12 protein-coding genes and 1 pseudogene are annotated in these 16,376 nt (G+C 59.9%); 1 reads left to right on the plus strand and 12 read right to left on the minus strand.

The features are described 5' to 3' along the window. Nucleotides 1–34: 34 nt before the first annotated feature. From ACFE0K_RS08415 to rlmE, 3 genes and pseudogenes are all read right to left on the minus strand, one after another. Nucleotides 35–259: pseudogene (locus ACFE0K_RS08415) on the minus strand (dihydropteroate synthase); the annotation flags it as partial. A gap of 12 nt (nucleotides 260–271) precedes the next feature. Then, the gene (gene ftsH, locus ACFE0K_RS08420; RefSeq protein WP_434535643.1) at nucleotides 272–2,179 is read right to left on the minus strand and encodes an ATP-dependent zinc metalloprotease FtsH; all 1,908 of its coding nucleotides are present in this window, start codon (nucleotides 2,177–2,179) and stop codon (nucleotides 272–274) included. 135 nt (nucleotides 2,180–2,314) lie between these two features. Continuing rightward, nucleotides 2,315–2,941, minus strand: a complete 627-nt coding sequence (rlmE, locus tag ACFE0K_RS08425) for a 23S rRNA (uridine(2552)-2'-O)-methyltransferase RlmE (RefSeq protein ID WP_434535644.1) — start codon at nucleotides 2,939–2,941, stop codon at nucleotides 2,315–2,317. 157 nt (nucleotides 2,942–3,098) lie between these two features. Here rlmE and ACFE0K_RS08430 point away from each other — a divergent pair, with 157 nt between their 5' ends. Then, nucleotides 3,099–3,413, plus strand: coding sequence for a YhbY family RNA-binding protein (locus ACFE0K_RS08430; protein WP_434535645.1), 315 nt, complete (start codon nucleotides 3,099–3,101; stop codon nucleotides 3,411–3,413). A 97-nt stretch (nucleotides 3,414–3,510) separates the two neighbouring features. Here ACFE0K_RS08430 and greA read toward each other — a convergent pair whose 3' ends face one another. The 9 genes from greA to dnaK form a co-directional block, all read right to left on the minus strand. Next, nucleotides 3,511–3,987, minus strand: a complete 477-nt coding sequence (greA, locus tag ACFE0K_RS08435; protein ID WP_434535646.1) for a transcription elongation factor GreA — start codon at nucleotides 3,985–3,987, stop codon at nucleotides 3,511–3,513. 66 nt (nucleotides 3,988–4,053) lie between these two features. Continuing rightward, nucleotides 4,054–7,272, minus strand: a complete 3,219-nt coding sequence (gene carB / locus ACFE0K_RS08440) for a carbamoyl-phosphate synthase large subunit (protein WP_434535647.1) — start codon at nucleotides 7,270–7,272, stop codon at nucleotides 4,054–4,056. A 66-nt stretch (nucleotides 7,273–7,338) separates the two neighbouring features. Then, complete coding sequence (carA, locus tag ACFE0K_RS08445) at nucleotides 7,339–8,472, minus strand: glutamine-hydrolyzing carbamoyl-phosphate synthase small subunit (RefSeq protein ID WP_434535648.1); 1,134 nt, start codon at nucleotides 8,470–8,472, stop codon at nucleotides 7,339–7,341. A gap of 210 nt (nucleotides 8,473–8,682) precedes the next feature. Then, the gene (gene dapB, locus ACFE0K_RS08450; RefSeq protein WP_434535649.1) at nucleotides 8,683–9,510 is read right to left on the minus strand and encodes a 4-hydroxy-tetrahydrodipicolinate reductase; all 828 of its coding nucleotides are present in this window, start codon (nucleotides 9,508–9,510) and stop codon (nucleotides 8,683–8,685) included. Between the two features lie 71 nt (nucleotides 9,511–9,581). Then, entirely contained in the window at nucleotides 9,582–10,742 is a 1,161-nt protein-coding gene (locus ACFE0K_RS08455) for a hypothetical protein (RefSeq protein WP_434535650.1), read from the minus strand. Nucleotides 10,743–10,848: 106 nt separating this feature from the next. Then, nucleotides 10,849–11,886: a DUF2169 family type VI secretion system accessory protein gene (locus tag ACFE0K_RS08460; protein ID WP_434535651.1), complete on the minus strand. Its 1,038-nt coding sequence runs from the start codon at nucleotides 11,884–11,886 to the stop codon at nucleotides 10,849–10,851. After that, nucleotides 11,879–12,937 carry a hypothetical protein gene (locus tag ACFE0K_RS08465; RefSeq protein WP_434535652.1) on the minus strand — a complete coding sequence of 353 codons (1,059 nt, stop codon included), beginning with the start codon at nucleotides 12,935–12,937 and terminating at the stop codon, nucleotides 11,879–11,881. The genes ACFE0K_RS08460 and ACFE0K_RS08465 overlap by 8 nt, the downstream gene beginning before the upstream one ends. A 312-nt stretch (nucleotides 12,938–13,249) precedes the next feature. Next, nucleotides 13,250–14,374 carry a molecular chaperone DnaJ gene (gene dnaJ / locus ACFE0K_RS08470; protein ID WP_434535653.1) on the minus strand — a complete coding sequence of 375 codons (1,125 nt, stop codon included), beginning with the start codon at nucleotides 14,372–14,374 and terminating at the stop codon, nucleotides 13,250–13,252. A gap of 119 nt (nucleotides 14,375–14,493) precedes the next feature. Then, complete coding sequence (dnaK, locus tag ACFE0K_RS08475; protein ID WP_434535654.1) at nucleotides 14,494–16,374, minus strand: molecular chaperone DnaK; 1,881 nt, start codon at nucleotides 16,372–16,374, stop codon at nucleotides 14,494–14,496. Between the last annotated feature and the right edge of the window lie 2 nt (nucleotides 16,375–16,376).

A 16,376-nucleotide genomic window follows, 5' to 3' on the forward strand; every position in this document is an offset into this window, starting at 1 on the left:
CCACCACCCACACCACGCGCACCCGGTCCAGCTACTTCTCCGCGGTGACCGGAGCTGCACCGGGACGGGTGGAATCGCCACCCACATCGATGATGGCCCCCCCGTCGGGTAGCATCTGCTCGGCCTGGCGCAGGGCGGCATCCCGCTCGGTAAAGCGGCCACCATCGGAAAAGGAATCAGGGGTTACGTTGAGTATCCCCATAACGACAGGCGCGGACAGGTTTAGTGTCCGCGCCCCACAGGTCAGCGTTTCAATCATGGATCGCAGGGATCAATGCGTATTGGCAGGTCCGCCGATGGCATCGTCGCCCGGCTCCTTATCACCGCTGGCAGCAGCGCCATTACCCGGGCCTTGGTCACGCCAGTCTTTCGGCGGGCGAGGCTTGTGCCCGGACATGATGTCCTCGATCTGGTTAGCGTCGATAGTTTCGTACTGCATCAACGCGTCCGCCATGAGATCGAGCTTGTCGCGATTGTCTTCGAGAATCTGCTTGGCACGGCCATAGCAGCTGTCGATGATCGCCCGCACTTCACGGTCAATCTCTTCAGCGGTCTGCTCGGACATGCTCTTGCGTTGAGACATCTGTTTGCCCAGGAAGACCTCGCCCTCTTCTTCCTCGTAGGCCAGCGGCCCCAGTTTCTCGCTCAGGCCCCACTTGGTGACCATGGCACGGGCCAGCTTGGTGGCACGCTCGATATCGTTGGAAGCACCGGTAGTGACGCCATCAAAGCCCAACGTCATTTCCTCGGCCAGACGGCCACCGTAGAGCGAACAGATGGAGGATTCCAGGCCGCGCTTGGACTGGGAATAGCGATCTTCTTCCGGCAAATACATGGTCACACCCAGCGCACGACCGCGCGGAATGATGCTCACCTTGTAGACCGGGTCATGCTCGGGCACCAGACGGCCAACAATGGCGTGGCCCGCTTCGTGATACGCCGTATTCAGCTTCTCTTTCTCGCTCATCACCATGGAGCGACGCTCGGCGCCCATCAGGATCTTGTCCTTGGCTTTCTCGAACTCCTCCATGGAGACCATGCGCTTGTTGGCGCGGGCAGCGAACAGGGCCGCCTCGTTGACCAGATTGGCCAGATCGGCACCGGAGAAACCAGGGGTACCACGGGCAATCAGGCTGGGATCCACATCTTCGGAGATCGGCACCTGGCGCATGTGCACCTTGAGGACGTGTTCGCGGCCACGGATATCCGGCAGCGGCACGGTTACCTGCCGGTCGAAACGGCCAGGACGCAACAGCGCCGGGTCCAGCACGTCAGGACGGTTAGTGGCAGCGATGACGATGATGCCTTCATTGCCATCAAAACCGTCCATTTCCACCAGCAACTGGTTGAGCGTCTGTTCGCGCTCATCGTGGCCGCCACCGACACCGGCACCACGGGAACGGCCCACCGCATCAATCTCGTCAATGAAGATGATGCAGGGAGAATGTTTCTTGGCCTGCTCGAACATGTCGCGGACACGGCTGGCGCCGACACCCACAAACATTTCCACAAAGTCAGAGCCGGAAATGCTGAAGAAAGGCACCTTGGCTTCCCCCGCAATGGCCTTGGCCAGCAGGGTCTTACCGGTACCCGGCGAACCGACCATCAGCACGCCGCGGGGAATCTTGCCGCCCAGGCGCTGGAATTTTGCCGGATCACGCAGGAACTCGACCAGCTCCTGTACTTCTTCCTTGGCTTCTTCCACCCCTGCCACATCGGCAAAGGTAGTCTTGATCTGGTCTTCCCCCAGCAGCTTGGCCTTGGACTTACCGAACGTCATGGGGCCACCGCCGCCACGACCACCGCCCTGCATCTGGCGCATGAAGAAGATAAAGATGGCCAGAATAATCAGGATCGGCAGCACTGACAGGAACAGCTGCATCAGGAAGCCTTGGCGCTCCGGCTCAAGACCAACCACATTTACCTTGTTCTGAATCAGAGTGGGCATCAGATTGGTATCCAGTGTCGGCGGTTTCACCGTCTTGAACTGGCTGCCATCCTTGTAAGTGCCCGTGATCGCGCTTTCGCCGATCTTGGCTTCCTGCACATCACCACTCTCTACGCGCGAAATAAAATCCGAGTAGGGGATACTGGTTGTTGCAGGTTGAGTGCTGATGCTGGATGCCACCACGTAAAGTACGCCGGCGATAACCAGCCACAGCACAATATTCTTGGTCATGTCGTTCAAGGGAGACCTCGATCAATTCCGGGCGCTTCACGCGCACACTAACGAACTTACACCTTACACCATTTGCCGAACCCTGCGTAATGCCGGTTCGGACAGCAAAACGGCCATTTTACGGCTTTTTCACTGCTATTTCAGACCACTGGCCAATTGATACACTTCGGTGGAACGGGCCCGGCTGGCGGCCGGCTTGCGGCTGACGACTCGATGAAAACGCTGCAACAGCATCTGCCGATATTCATCAAATCCTTCACCCTGGAATACCTTGACCAGAAATTGGCCATCCGGTTCCAGCACCCGCTCGGCCATATCCAGCGCCAATTCGGCGAGATACATGGCCCGCGGCTGATCCACGCCCTTATTACCACTCATATTGGGGGCCATGTCGGACATTACAAGGTCTGCCTTGCGATCCCCGAGCGCCGCAAGGATTTGCTCATAAATAGCGTCTTCGCGGAAATCTCCTTCAATGAAGGTCACATCCGGCAGCGCATCCATGGCCAGAATATCGCTGGCAATGACAGTGCCGTGTGAACCCATCAGTTGGCCCGCCACCTGGGACCACCCTCCCGGTGCGGCCCCCAGATCCAGCACCGTCATGCCGGGCCGGAACAAGCGATCTTTCTCGTTCATCTCCAGCAGTTTGAAACTGGCACGGGAGCGATAGCCCTCTGCCTGGGCCTTTGCCACCCACTGGTCGCTGAAATGCTCCTTGAGCCAGGCCTTGCTGGTTTTGGAACGGCTCGATTTCGCCATCAGAGATCACCTCGTCAATCCGCTTTGCCGCTGCCTTGCTTAACGGCTGCTTTTCACCCTGCTAACCCGTAGAATACGCCCATCGCCGGGACAGCCCGGACATTCCCTCATTTTGTGTTGCCCTGCTGGCGACACCCTGCAGCTCTGGAGCCACACCGTGCCGCTATCTCAACAGGACATCAAACGGCTGCGCCGTATTGGCCACCACCTCAAACCCGTACTGATCTTCGGCGGCAAGGGCCTCACCGAGACCTTCGTCGAGGAGCTCAACCTGCGCCTGGAAGATCACGAGCTGATCAAGGTGAAGGTCAATGCGGAAACCCGCGACGACCGGGCCGCCATCGTCCAGGCCCTGCGCGAAAAAGGCAGCGCCGAGGTGATCCAGCGTATCGGCAACATTGCCCTGCTCTACCGGCCCGCCCAGAAACCGAACCCGAAGTTATCCAACATCCTGCGTTATCAGGACGCGTGACTGCCATCGGCTGGTTTCACGCCAGAGCACATGAAAAAGGCGACGTTTAACGTCGCCTTTTCTTTTGCCTTGCAACTTGAAACGTTCAACTTGCAACTCAGATGTGCTCGACCTTATCGACCTCGTACTCCCGGGTACCGCCTGGGGTATCGATCTGCACCACATCCCCTTCTTCACGGCCGATCAGACCGCGGGCGATAGGGGAATTGACGCTCAGCTTGCCCTGCTTGATGTTGGCTTCATCGTCACCCACGATCTGGTACACCTTCTGTTCGTCGGTATCCACATCGATGATGGTCACGGTAACGCCAAAAATCACCTTGCCGGTGTTGGTCAGCTCAGTGATATCAATGATCTGGGCCGCACCGAGCTTGGACTCGATTTCGTTGATGCGCCCCTCACAGAAACCTTGCTGCTCACGAGCCGCGTGGTATTCCGCGTTTTCCTTCAGGTCGCCGTGCTCGCGGGCCTCGGCAATGGCTGCGGTAATGCGCGGGCGATCTTCTCTTTTCAGCTTTTCCAGCTCTTCGCGCAGGGCCTTTGCACCCTTGGCGGTCATCGGTATGCGTTGCATAGTCATCCTCGTCTAATCCATGAAAACCGCCCGGAGCACTCGGCTCCGAGCGCCCCATGGGACGATTTACTGCATTTGTGCGTGCAAATCCTGCAGGCGCCGAACCGTGGGCTCGCCGCTGATTCCCAGCGCCTGACACACCGCATGGGCGGCAGTGATCGTGGTGGTATAAAACACCCTGTGCTGCAGAGCAGAGCGGCGAATCGCAAAGGAATCACGGATCGCCTGCTTGCCCTCGGTGGTGTTCACGATCAGGGCAACTTCGTCGTTCTTGATCATGTCCACAATGTGCGGACGCCCTTCCAGCACCTTGTTGACCACCTTCACATCCAGACCGGCGTCGGCAATCACCTTGGCGGTACCGCGAGTGGCAACCAGATTGAAGCCACGCTCGATCAGCATGCGCGCCACTTCGATGGCTGCCGGCTTGTCCACTTCGCGCACCGAAATAAAGGCCGTTCCCTTCTCCGGCAGGGCTTCGCCCGCGCCCAGAGACGCCTTGCCAAACGCTTCGGCAAAGGTAGCGCCGATACCCATCACTTCCCCGGTGGACTTCATTTCCGGGCCGAGAATGGGGTCTACTTTCGGGAATTTGGCGAACGGGAACACCGCCTCTTTCACAAAGTAATGCTGCGGTTTGATTTCCTGAGTGAAGCCCTGTTCCTTGAGACTGGTGCCCGCCATACAGCGAGCCGCCACCTTGGCCAGGGACACACCGATGCACTTGGACACGTAAGGCACGGTCCGTGATGCACGGGGATTCACTTCCAGAACATACACCTCGCCACTCTTGACCGCGAACTGCACATTCATCAGACCGATCACGCCCAGCTCCAGCGCCATGTCTGCAGCCTGCTGGCGCATCACATTCTGCACCTCTTCACCCAGGGAATACGGCGGCAGAGAACAGGCGGAGTCACCGGAGTGAACCCCGGCCTGCTCGATATGCTGCATGATGCCGCCGATCACCACATCGGTGCCGTCACAGACCGCATCCACATCCACTTCGATGGCGTCATCGAGGAAACGGTCCAGCAATACCGGCGAGTCGTTGGACACAGACACTGCGTTCATCATGTAGTTACGCAGCTCGGACTCGCTGTAAACGATTTCCATGGCGCGACCACCCAATACATAGGAGGGACGCACCACCAGCGGGTAGCCGATTTCTTCCGCCAGACGCACACCGTCTTCCATGGAGCGGGCAGTACGGTTGGGCGGCTGCTTCAGACCAAGCTTGTTAACCATCAGCTGGAAACGCTCACGGTCTTCCGCCTCGTCGATGGCGTCCGGCGGGGTACCGATAATCGGCACGCCGGCGGCCTGCAGGGCGCGCGCCAGTTTCAGCGGCGTCTGGCCGCCGTACTGCACTATCACACCCTTGTGCTTTTCCTTGGCGACGATGGCCAGCACGTCTTCCAGCGTCACCGGCTCGAAGTACAGGCGATCCGAGGTATCGTAGTCGGTGGACACGGTTTCCGGGTTACAGTTGACCATGATGGTCTCGTAACCGTCGTCCTTCATGGCGAAGGCGGCGTGCACACAGCAGTAATCGAACTCGATGCCCTGACCAATCCGGTTGGGGCCACCACCGATGACCATGATCTTGTCACGGTCGGAGGGGTTGGACTCGCACTCTTCATCATAGCTGGAATACATGTAGGCGGTATCGGTGGAAAATTCCGCCGCACAGGTGTCCACCCGCTTGTAGATCGGTTGTACGCCGAACTCGTCACGCTTACCGCGCACGTCGGATTCCTTGACGCCCAGCAGCTGTGCCAGGCGGGCATCGGAAAAGCCCTTGCGCTTGAGCGCATACAGGCTGTCGCGGGTCAGATCGCTGAAGGTGGTGGCCGCCAGCTGCTGCTCGGTGCGCACCAGGTCTTCGATCTGCACCAAGTACCAGTGATCAATTTTGGTGATATTGAAGATGTCATCCACGGTCATGCCGACACGGAACGCATCCCCGACAATCCAGATCCGCTCCGGGCCCGGAGTGGCCAGCAACTGGGCTACCTGCTCGCGGGCATCCGGCGAGGCCGGGTCCACACTGGGATCAAAGCCGACGGAATCGGTTTCCAGGCCACGCAGCGCCTTCTGAACGGATTCCTGGAAGTTACGGCCGATGGCCATGACCTCACCCACGGATTTCATCTGGGTGGTCAAGACGGCATCTGCTTCAGCGAACTTCTCGAAATTAAAGCGCGGAATCTTGGTGACCACGTAATCGATGGACGGCTCGAAGGAGGCCGGCGTCTTGCCGCCGGTAATCTCGTTCTGCAGCTCGTCCAGGGTGTAGCCCACCGCCAGCTTGGCGGCCACCTTGGCGATCGGGAAGCCGGTAGCCTTGGACGCCAGCGCGGAAGAACGGCTCACCCGCGGGTTCATCTCGATCACTACCATGCGGCCATTGTCCGGGTTGACCCCGAACTGCACGTTGGAACCGCCGGTTTCCACACCGATCTCACGCAGCACTGCCAGAGAGGCGTCGCGCATGATCTGGAATTCTTTATCGGTGAGGGTCTGCGCCGGGGCCACGGTGATGGAATCACCGGTGTGCACGCCCATGGGATCGAAGTTCTCGATGGAGCAGACGATGATGCAGTTGTCCTTTTTGTCGCGGACCACTTCCATCTCGTACTCTTTCCAGCCCAGCAGGGACTCGTCGATCAACAGTTCGTTGGTGGGCGACAGGTCCAGACCGCGCTGGCAGATTTCCTCGAACTCTTCCCGATTATAGGCAACACCGCCGCCGGAGCCGCCCATGGTGAAGCTGGGCCGGATAATGCAGGGAAAGCCCAGATCTTCCAGGGCCGCATTGGCCTCTTCCATATTATGGGCGATGGCAGAGCGCGGGCACTCCAGACCAATGGCTTTCATGGCCTGGTCGAAACGGTGCCGGTCTTCCGCCTTGTCGATGGCATCCTGAGTGGCGCCGATCATTTCCACACCGAACTCGGCCAGCACGCCGTGCTTGTCCAGATCCAGGGCGCAGTTCAGGGCCGTCTGCCCGCCCATGGTGGGCAGCAGGGCGTCCGGACGCTCCTTCTCGATGATCTTGGCCACGGTTTGCCAGGTGATCGGCTCGATGTAGGTCGCATCGGCCATGGCCGGGTCGGTCATGATGGTGGCCGGATTGGAATTCACCAGGATGACCCGGAACCCCTCTTCACGCAGGGCCTTGCAGGCCTGGGCACCGGAGTAGTCAAACTCACAGGCCTGGCCGATGACAATCGGGCCAGCGCCAATGATGAGAATGCTTTGTATGTCAGTTCTTTTCGGCATAGTTCACTAACCGTCAGACGTAAATGGCTGCATCAGGGACCCGGCGATGCCGGGTCTGGCTCTGGCTTACTGTTGGCTCTTTGCTTCCATCAGTTCGATGAAATGATCGAACAACGGCGCGCAGTCTCGTGGCCCCGGGCTGGCTTCCGGGTGTCCCTGGAAGCTGAACGCCGGCACATCGGTGCGGTGAATGCCCTGCAAAGTGCCATCGAAGAGGGACACATGAGTGACCTTCAGAGTCTCGGGCAGGGAGTCCATATCCACGGCAAAGCCATGGTTCTGGCTGGTAATCATCACCGTGTCGTCGGCCAGGGTTTTCACCGGGTGGTTGGCACCGTGGTGGCCCGTGCCCATCTTCATGGTTTTCGCCCCGCTGGCCAGCGCCAGCAGCTGATGACCCAGGCAGATACCGAACACCGGCTTGCCGGTGGCAACGATCTCCTTGATCGCCTCAATGGCGTAGTCACAGGGCTCCGGGTCACCCGGACCGTTGGACAAGAAGATGCCATCGGGATTCATCGCCAGCACCTCGGCGGCCGGGGTCTGCGCCGGCACCACCGTGAGCTTGCAGCCACGCTCGACCAACATGCGCAGGATGTTGCGCTTGACGCCGTAATCGTAGGCCACCACATGGAAGCGGCTGTCGACGCCCTCGGTGTGCCCTTTTTCCAGATCCCAGGTGGACTCGGTCCAGGTATAGGCTTCACTGACGGTGACTTCCTTCGCCAGATCCATGCCCTTCAGGCCCGGGAAGCCCTTGGCGGCTTCCAGTGCCGTGGCCTCATCCAGGTTATCGCCGGCAATGATGCAGCCGTTCTGGGCTCCCTTGTCGCGCAGGATGCGAGTCAGGCGGCGGGTATCGATCTCCGCAATGGCCACGATATTGTTATCGCGCAGGTAGTCCGGCAGGGACTGCTGGCTACGCCAGTTGCTGACCGTCATGGCCAGATCGCGAATCACCAGGCCGGACGCCCAGATCTGGGCGGACTCTTCGTCCTCGGGCGTCACACCGGTGTTACCAATATGAGGATAGGTCAGGGTCACAATCTGTTTGGCGTAGGAGGGATCCGTCAGGATCTCCTGGTAGCCGGTCATAGCGGTGTTGAACACCACTTCACCCACGGTCTGAACCGTGGCACCGATAGCAACACCCCGAAAGATGCTTCCGTCTTCAAGAGCCAGCATGGCGGGAACCGTCAACGCAACCTCCAGGCTGGTAAGAATATAGGGAGATATGCGGCAGGGCACATTCGCAAAAAAGCGAGATGGATTGCTCCACCTCGCTTTTTCATGAAATTCGTCATCAGTGCCCCGCACGCCCATCACGGGCTGCGCGCTATTTTAGGGCCTCAGCGGGCAAATGTCACCCTTTGCTCGGCGCAACCGACCGCTGGCAGCCCGCTGGCTTTTTCAGGCCTTGCCCCAGCCGGCGCTTTCACCCGCCAGACCAAGCACATCCTGCATGTCGAACAATCCCTTGTCGTGGTTGGCCAGCCAGGCCGCCGCCCGTACTGCCCCGCGGCCAAAGGCCATGCGGCTGGACGCCTTGTGGGTGATTTCCACCCGCTCGCCGTCTGCGGCGAACATGACGGTGTGATCACCGACAATATCCCCGGCGCGAATGGTTTCGAAGCCGATGGTCTGGCGATCGCGCTCACCGGTACGGCCCTCACGCCCGTAGACGGCGCATTCGTTCAGGTCGCGCCCCAGGGTCTGGGCCACCACCTCCCCCATGCGCAGGGCGGTGCCGGACGGCGCATCGATCTTGTGACGGTGATGGGCCTCAATCACCTCGATATCGGCCTCTTCCGCCATCACCCGAGCGGCGGTTTCCAGCAGTTTGAAGCACAGATTCACGCCGATGGAGTAGTTGGGCGCAAAGCAGATAGCAATGTCTTCGCTGGCGGTCCGCAGGGCGGCCTTCTGGTCGTCATCCAGCCCGGTGGTACCGATCACCAGCTTGGTTCCCGCAGCACGGCACACTTCCACATTGCGGGCGGTGGCTTCCGGCACAGTGAAATCGATAAACACATCGGCATCCTTGACCACCTTGTTCAGGTCATCCGCCAGCATCACACCGCTGGCACCCTGCCCCACCAGCTCACCGGCATCGGCACCGATCAGGCTGGAACCGGGCACATCCACCGCCGCTGCCAGAGTGGTATCCGGGTTGGCCAGGGTGGCCTCGATCAGAATCCGGCCCATACGACCGGCCGCACCGATAATGCCTACTTTCATGCTACTTCCTTGGAAATTGCACTGCGGCAGGCGCCCTTTGAGCCCCGCCACAGCAAAACGATTGAAGGCCGCTAGTCTACCAGAAAGGGCGGCCGGGTCACCGCGTAGAGATTGATGTTCTCCTTGCGCATGAACTTGCGCCGCTTGCGGTCAAAGCGCTTGAAACTCATGCCACTGTCACGCCAGGCCTGCACTTCCTGCAGCCGCTTGCGGGCGTAGGCCCGATCCAGCCACTCCATGGCAAAGCGCGCCGGCATGTCGGCAGCCGCCTGCAATTGCGCCAAGGCCTGGTCCGCCGACGCCTCCTGATAGGTATAAAGCAGACTGTTAGCGTACTCATAGCGAACAATCGCCAGATCCGGCACTGCCACCAGCGATCGCTCAAAAGGCTGCGTGGCATCCTCGCTGTCCGCCGCCAGAGTCAGCCTGCCCGCCGCCTTGCCCACCCGACGCAGCACATTGGCCTCAAAGGCCGCGCTCAGCGACAGCGCCAACGGATGCTCCGGCTCCACCGCCAGAATCTCGGTGGCCGCATTGATCACCATAGCCGCATAGTTGCGCTGCAGCGTGGCCGGCACCGACTCATCCTCCGCCAGCCGCGCCACCGCATAACCAAAACCGAGACGCAGCATGCAGTAATCTGCCGTCAGCCCCTCTTCGCTCGGCAGAATTGCCACCTGCTCACCAAACCAGGCCATCTCGTTAATGGCCTCCTGCAGCAACTGCTGTTTCTGGGTGTGGCTCGGCGCCAGATAGGTGGCATAGATAATCTGCGATACCAGCCCCGGCACCCGGGCATAGCCACCATAACGCTTACCAAGCTCTCGGGCATGGCGGAAGTCCCCACGGAAAAAGGCCTGCCACACTTCCAGTACATTGCGGCTGTGCTGCTCCCAGTTGTCATCCTGGTAACGCAGGTCTCGATAGAGGGAAGGAAAACGCTGATAGCGCGCTTTCAGATAGTCCGGCGACGGAAACGGAATGCGCAGGCCCCGCATAAAACCGGACCAATGCTGGCGAATTTCATCGTAGGTGTAGGTATAGGAAGAAGAATCAAACGGTACCGATACCCAGGGCGTCTCCAGCACCTGCGCATCCAGCGCCAGCGGCGCCTTCTGGGCAAAGGTGGCACGCGCCCGCTCGTGAGCCTGGTCCACAGGCGCCGCATATAAAGAAAGGGAAAGACAACACAACATCCCCCCCAGCATCCCTGCCAGTCGCCGCGTGGTCATGATTACCTCTGTTATTGTTGTTTTTGTGCACAATATCGCAGGCGGAGATAACGCGGCAACGACAGTGGTCAAATTTCAGACTATTGGCTTACGCGTGAGAAGGGGCTTAACAAGCACCCTCCGGCGCCAACGACGACGATGCCAGCAAGCGCAACCAGGCAGGCTGACCGCCAACAACGGACGGATCGACAAGCGTTCTGGCAATCAGGGAAAACTGGCGTTGCTCAGTATCGATTACCAGGGTGTCGCACATGGTGGTCAGGCGTTGCGGCTGATGGCCGCGACGGATCAGCAGCGCGGGAGGCTGCCAGCGCGGCAATGTCAGCGATACCGGTTCCGGGTGCTCCGGAAAAAAGCCCTGCAACGTCAGTTGCTCACCTCCCGCAAAGGGGTGAGACAGCCACTGATCCTGCGGAGCGCAATGATGGAGTGACGGCTCGGCATCGCGCCCCCAGGGGCAGCCCTGCTCGTCCAGTGGCATCTGTGAGGGCGAACCGAAACGCGCCTGGCGGGGCGCCCAAAACACCGGCAAGGGGGCAAAGCCGGCCACCGCACAGGGCCGCGAAGGCGACAGAGCCGAGCGTCCCTCATATTCAATCTGAGGCGCACGGGGATCGAGAATCTTCCAGCCCGACGGATTGAAGCCACGCCCCACCGGGTTCCGCTTTTCCCGCTGGCCGCTTTTCTCATGGCTGCCACCATAGGCGTTTTCATAGCACAACGGCAACGAGACGAAAGGTGCCGGCTCTCCACGGCGGGCGCCGACCAGGCTTTTTTCCCAGCCATGCCCCCCCAGTGCAATCAATCGCTTTCGGCTGGCACTATCTCGTTGACGAATTTCCACACTGACATGGGCTCGATTCTCCTCGCCGGTACGGGTGTAAGCCTTACCGTGCAGGTAGTACTCGGCGCCCTGCTTGAACGCGCCGATTTCATTGGCTTCTTGCAGACTGGTTTCCATGGGCTTGCCGTAATGGCTATCCGCCAGCAACGGCGCGGGCTGCTCGTCCGTCACGGCAATCTGCCCGTACAGATCAAAATGCAGCGTCAAACGAGCCACCAGAACTGGCCGGTAATTGCCGGCCAGATCCCAGCCGGGAACCACCACAGCGCCAGCGCCGGTTTCATTGACCAACTCAAGCATCGGTGTCTCCCTCACTCGGGGAGTGAAACTGCCAGCCTGTTGCGGGCAGCACACAGCGCCCGGCCAGCCAGCTTTGCTGCGCCGCAATCAACGGTGCGATTTGCCCCGTCCATTTTTTGCCAAGGGCTGCCAGGGATGAATCGGAAACGGGCTCGCCGAAGAAATAACGCGCGCCGTCCTGCCATTGTCTTGCCTCCCACCTCTGAGTGGCAGCCGCAGCATCAGGCAGCGTCTCCCGCGATGATCCATCACCCTCGCCCACCGCCTGCAGTCGCGGCTTGCGCGGTGCCATCTCGCCACAGAGCCAGAACCAGGCCTGTGCCGCGTCCTCGCAACGCGCCACCTGATCCAGGGCATCCAGAAGATGGCGGGCCGCCGACACCGAACCACAAAAAGCCTGCCCCAGAAGCGATTTCGGAGGGTGACCCGCCAGCGCCAGCAGCAATGCAAAGACAGGTTCATCCTGATAATCACGGGCGATCTGAGTGGCCTGCGGATCCCTGCGCACCAGCCCGGCTTGCAAGGCGGAGCGACGGGAGCGGGGGAAATCAGGGTTCTGATACCAGGGCTGAAAACGAGAGATATCCACGCCTGTCGCATCCTGAAAACGCAGCCACTTGGCCAGCAGAGCATCATGCTCGGCGACCTCATCTTCACTGATGGCCAAAGCCGTCTGCTCTGACATCAGCGCTGCCCGCAGCTCAGGATGTTTCACCCCGACGCTATACCGCGACAGGTTCATCGCCAGCATGACAGCACCCTGCTGCTCCGGCTTCAGCGCCGAAAACATCCCATCAAGACCTTCCTGGCAGCGGGCGCTGTCTCGCTGCTGTCCCACCCAGGTTTCCACGAACAACGCCGACGGTCGCAGCGACGCCTCGGGCTTTCCTTCCTGATAGATCGCCACTGCATCCAGATTCGTCGCCAGGCGCCAGTCCAGCTGCCGCAACGCCTCCAGCGGCGAAGCCGGTGCATTCAACAGACGACAGCGGCGCTGAAAAAACGCCATGGCTTCGCGATAGTGAGTGTCGATCTGAGGCAGCATGGCCACTAGTTGATCTGCACCGAGCGGTCCATGATGCGGTGCAAGACGCTGGCCAGCTGAGTCATTTCCTCATTACCTGAAGCCCGAACCACTCCAGTGGCGTGCTGCTGTTTCATGGTTGCTGTCATCCTCTGACGAACCCATTCAAAAGCTGGGATGGTCGAGGGTTAGCCGGGGATTGTCATTGCGCTGAGGCGGATTCTGCTGTGCGAGGATGCTTACATCGGCATTTTTGCGGGGTGGATCGCAGTAAAAACCGGCCACAAAAAAGCCCGGGCAACATGCACCGGGCTTCTTTGATGACGCTGGGCTCAGGGATTATTTTGCGTCAAAGAAACGCTTCACCCCTTCGAACCAGCTGCTCTTGCGCGGGTTGTGACGATTGCCGCCGCTTTCCAGTGACTCCTGGAATTTGCGCAGCAAGTCTTTCTGTTCGCTGGACAGTTTCACCGGCGTTTCGATCACCACCTTGCAGAGCAGGTCGCCCGGACCGCCACCACGTACCGGGGTTACCCCCTTGCCACGCAAGCGGAACAATTTACCGCTCTGGGTTTCGGCGGGCACTTTCAGTTTCACTTTGCCATTCAGGGTCGGCACATCGAGCTCGCCGCCCAGGCTGGCATCGACAAAACTGATCGGCACTTCGCAGAACAGGTTGGCACCATCACGCTGGAAGATGTCGTGCTCGCGTACCGCTACCTGCACATACAGGTCGCCGGCGGGGGCGCCATGCATACCCGCTTCACCTTCGCCTGCCAAGCGGATCCGGTCACCGGTATCCACACCCGCAGGGATTTTCACCGACAGGGTCTTGGTGTTTTGCACCCGTCCCTGACCACCACAACTGGTGCAGGGGTCCTTGATAACACGCCCTTCGCCCTTACAGGTAGGACAGGCCTGCTGCACGGTGAAAAAACCCTGCTGCATGCGCACCTGGCCCATGCCGCCACAGGTGTTACAGGCCACCGGCTGAGAGCCTTCCTTGGCACCACTGCCATGGCAGACTTCACAGCTATCCCAGGTGGGCACGCGGATTTTCTCATCGCAGCCACGCACGGCCTGCTCAAGCGACAGTTCCAGGGTATAACGCAGGTCGGCACCACGGGCCGGCCCACGACGGCCACCGCCGCCGCCAAAGATATCGCCGAAAATGTCGCCGAAAATGTCACCAAAGCCGCCACCACCGAAGCCTCCGGCTCCACCGCCACCAGCCTGACCATCCACGCCGGCATGGCCGAACTGGTCGTAGGCAGCACGTTTCTGCTCATCGGAGAGCACTTCGTAGGCTTCCTTGGCTTCCTTGAACTTGGCCAGGGCTTCCTGGTCATCCGGATTGCGATCCGGATGGTATTTCATGGCAAGGCGTCGATAAGCCTTTTTCAGATCCTGCTGGCTGGCATCTTTTGATGCTCCCAGCACTTCGTAATAATCACGTTTGGACATAGTGGGCCTTTTTGAATCAGTCCCGTCACACAAAAACGCCGGCAAGGCGCCGGCAATAAAGAAGTTGCGCGGATCTCCCGGCTACCGCGCTTAAGCGCGGCACCGGGATGTCCGACGACTTACTTCTTCTTGTCGTCGTCCACTTCTTCAAACTCGGCGTCGACTACGTCATCACCAGAGGCTTTCTGCTGCTCGGCACCTGCGCCGGCATCAGCAGCACCTTCAGCCTGCTGCGCCTGTTCGGCATAGAGCTTCTCGGCCAGCGGCGCAGACACTTCAGACAGCGCCTTGATCTTGGCGTCGATGTCGTCCTTGTCGCTGCCCTTGGCGGCTTGTTCCAGCTCGTCGGCCGCCTTGGTGATGGCTTCCTTCTCTTCGTCGGTGGCCTTGTCACCGGCTTCTTCCAGGGTCTTCTTGGTGGCATGCACCAAGTGGTCCGCCTGGTTGCGGGTCTGCACAAGCTCTTCGAACTTCTTGTCTTCGTCCGCGTGAGCTTCAGCGTCCTGCACCATCTGTTCCACTTCCTCGTCGGTCAGGCCGGAGGAAGCCTTGATCTGGATGGTCTGCTCTTTACCGGTGGCCTTGTCTTTTGCGCCCACGTGCAGAATACCGTTGGCGTCGATGTCGAAGGTCACTTCGATCTGCGGCATACCGCGCGGGGCCGGCGGAATGTCTTCCAGGTTGAACTGGCCCAGCGACTTGTTCTGTGCCGCCTGCTTACGCTCACCCTGCAGTACATGCACGGTCACTGCGGTCTGGTTGTCATCCGCCGTGGAGAACACCTGCGACGCGTTGGTCGGAATCGTGGTGTTCTTCTCGATCAGCGGGGTCATTACGCCACCCATGGTTTCAATACCCAGGGTCAGCGGGGTCACGTCCAGCAGCAGTACGTCGGTGACATCACCACTCAGTACCGCACCCTGAATGGCAGCACCCATGGCAACCGCTTCATCCGGGTTCACGTCCTTGCGCGGCTCTTTGCCGAAGAACTCGGTGACTTTCTTCTGCACCATCGGCATACGGGTCTGACCACCCACCAGAATCACATCAGTGATATCGGCAGTTTTTACGCCCGCATCCGTCAGTGCAGTCTTGCACGGCTCCAGGGAGCGGCTAACCAGATCACCCACCAGGGATTCCAGCTTGGCACGGGTCACTTTCACCACCAGGTGCTTGGGACCGGTGCTGTCTGCGGTGATGTACGGCAGGTTCACTTCGGTTTGCTCGGCGGAGGACAGCTCAATCTTGGCTTTCTCGGCCGCTTCTTTCAGACGCTGCATGGCCAGCGGATCGCCGCCCAGGTCAATGCCGGAATCTGCCTTGAACTGGTCTGCCAGGAAGTTGATCAGCGCCAGGTCGAAATCTTCACCACCCAGGAAGGTGTCACCGTTGGTGGCCAGCACTTCAAACTGGTGCTCACCATCCACTTCGGCAATCTCGATGATGGAGATATCGAAGGTACCACCACCCAGGTCATACACGGCGATGGTGCGATCACCGCCTTTCTTGTCCAGGCCATAGGCCAGGGCCGCCGCGGTGGGCTCGTTGATAATACGCTTCACGTCCAGACCGGCGATGCGACCGGCATCCTTGGTGGCCTGACGCTGGGAATCGTTGAAGTACGCGGGCACGGTGATCACGGCCTCGGTAACGGCCTCACCCAGGTAGTCTTCCGCGGTCTTCTTCATTTTCTTCAGCACCTGCGCAGAAATCTGCGGCGGCGCCATTTTCTCGCCCTTCACTTCCACCCATGCGTCGCCATTGTCGGCCTTGGTGATTTTGTAGGGGACCATCTTGATGTCTTTCTGAACGACGCTGTCGTCAAAACGACGACCGATCAGACGCTTCACCGCGTACAGGGTATTTTCCGGGTTGGTCACCGCCTGGCGCTTGGCCGGCTGGCCGACGAGGGTTTCCTTGTCAGCGGAGCAGGCGAAGATGGGAGGCGGGGGACGAGCGCCCTCAACGTGTTCAATAACTTTGGCTATATAACCTACCAGTA

The organism is Alcanivorax sp. (genome assembly GCF_051117345.1).
Lineage (GTDB): Bacteria > Pseudomonadota > Gammaproteobacteria > Pseudomonadales > Alcanivoracaceae > Alcanivorax.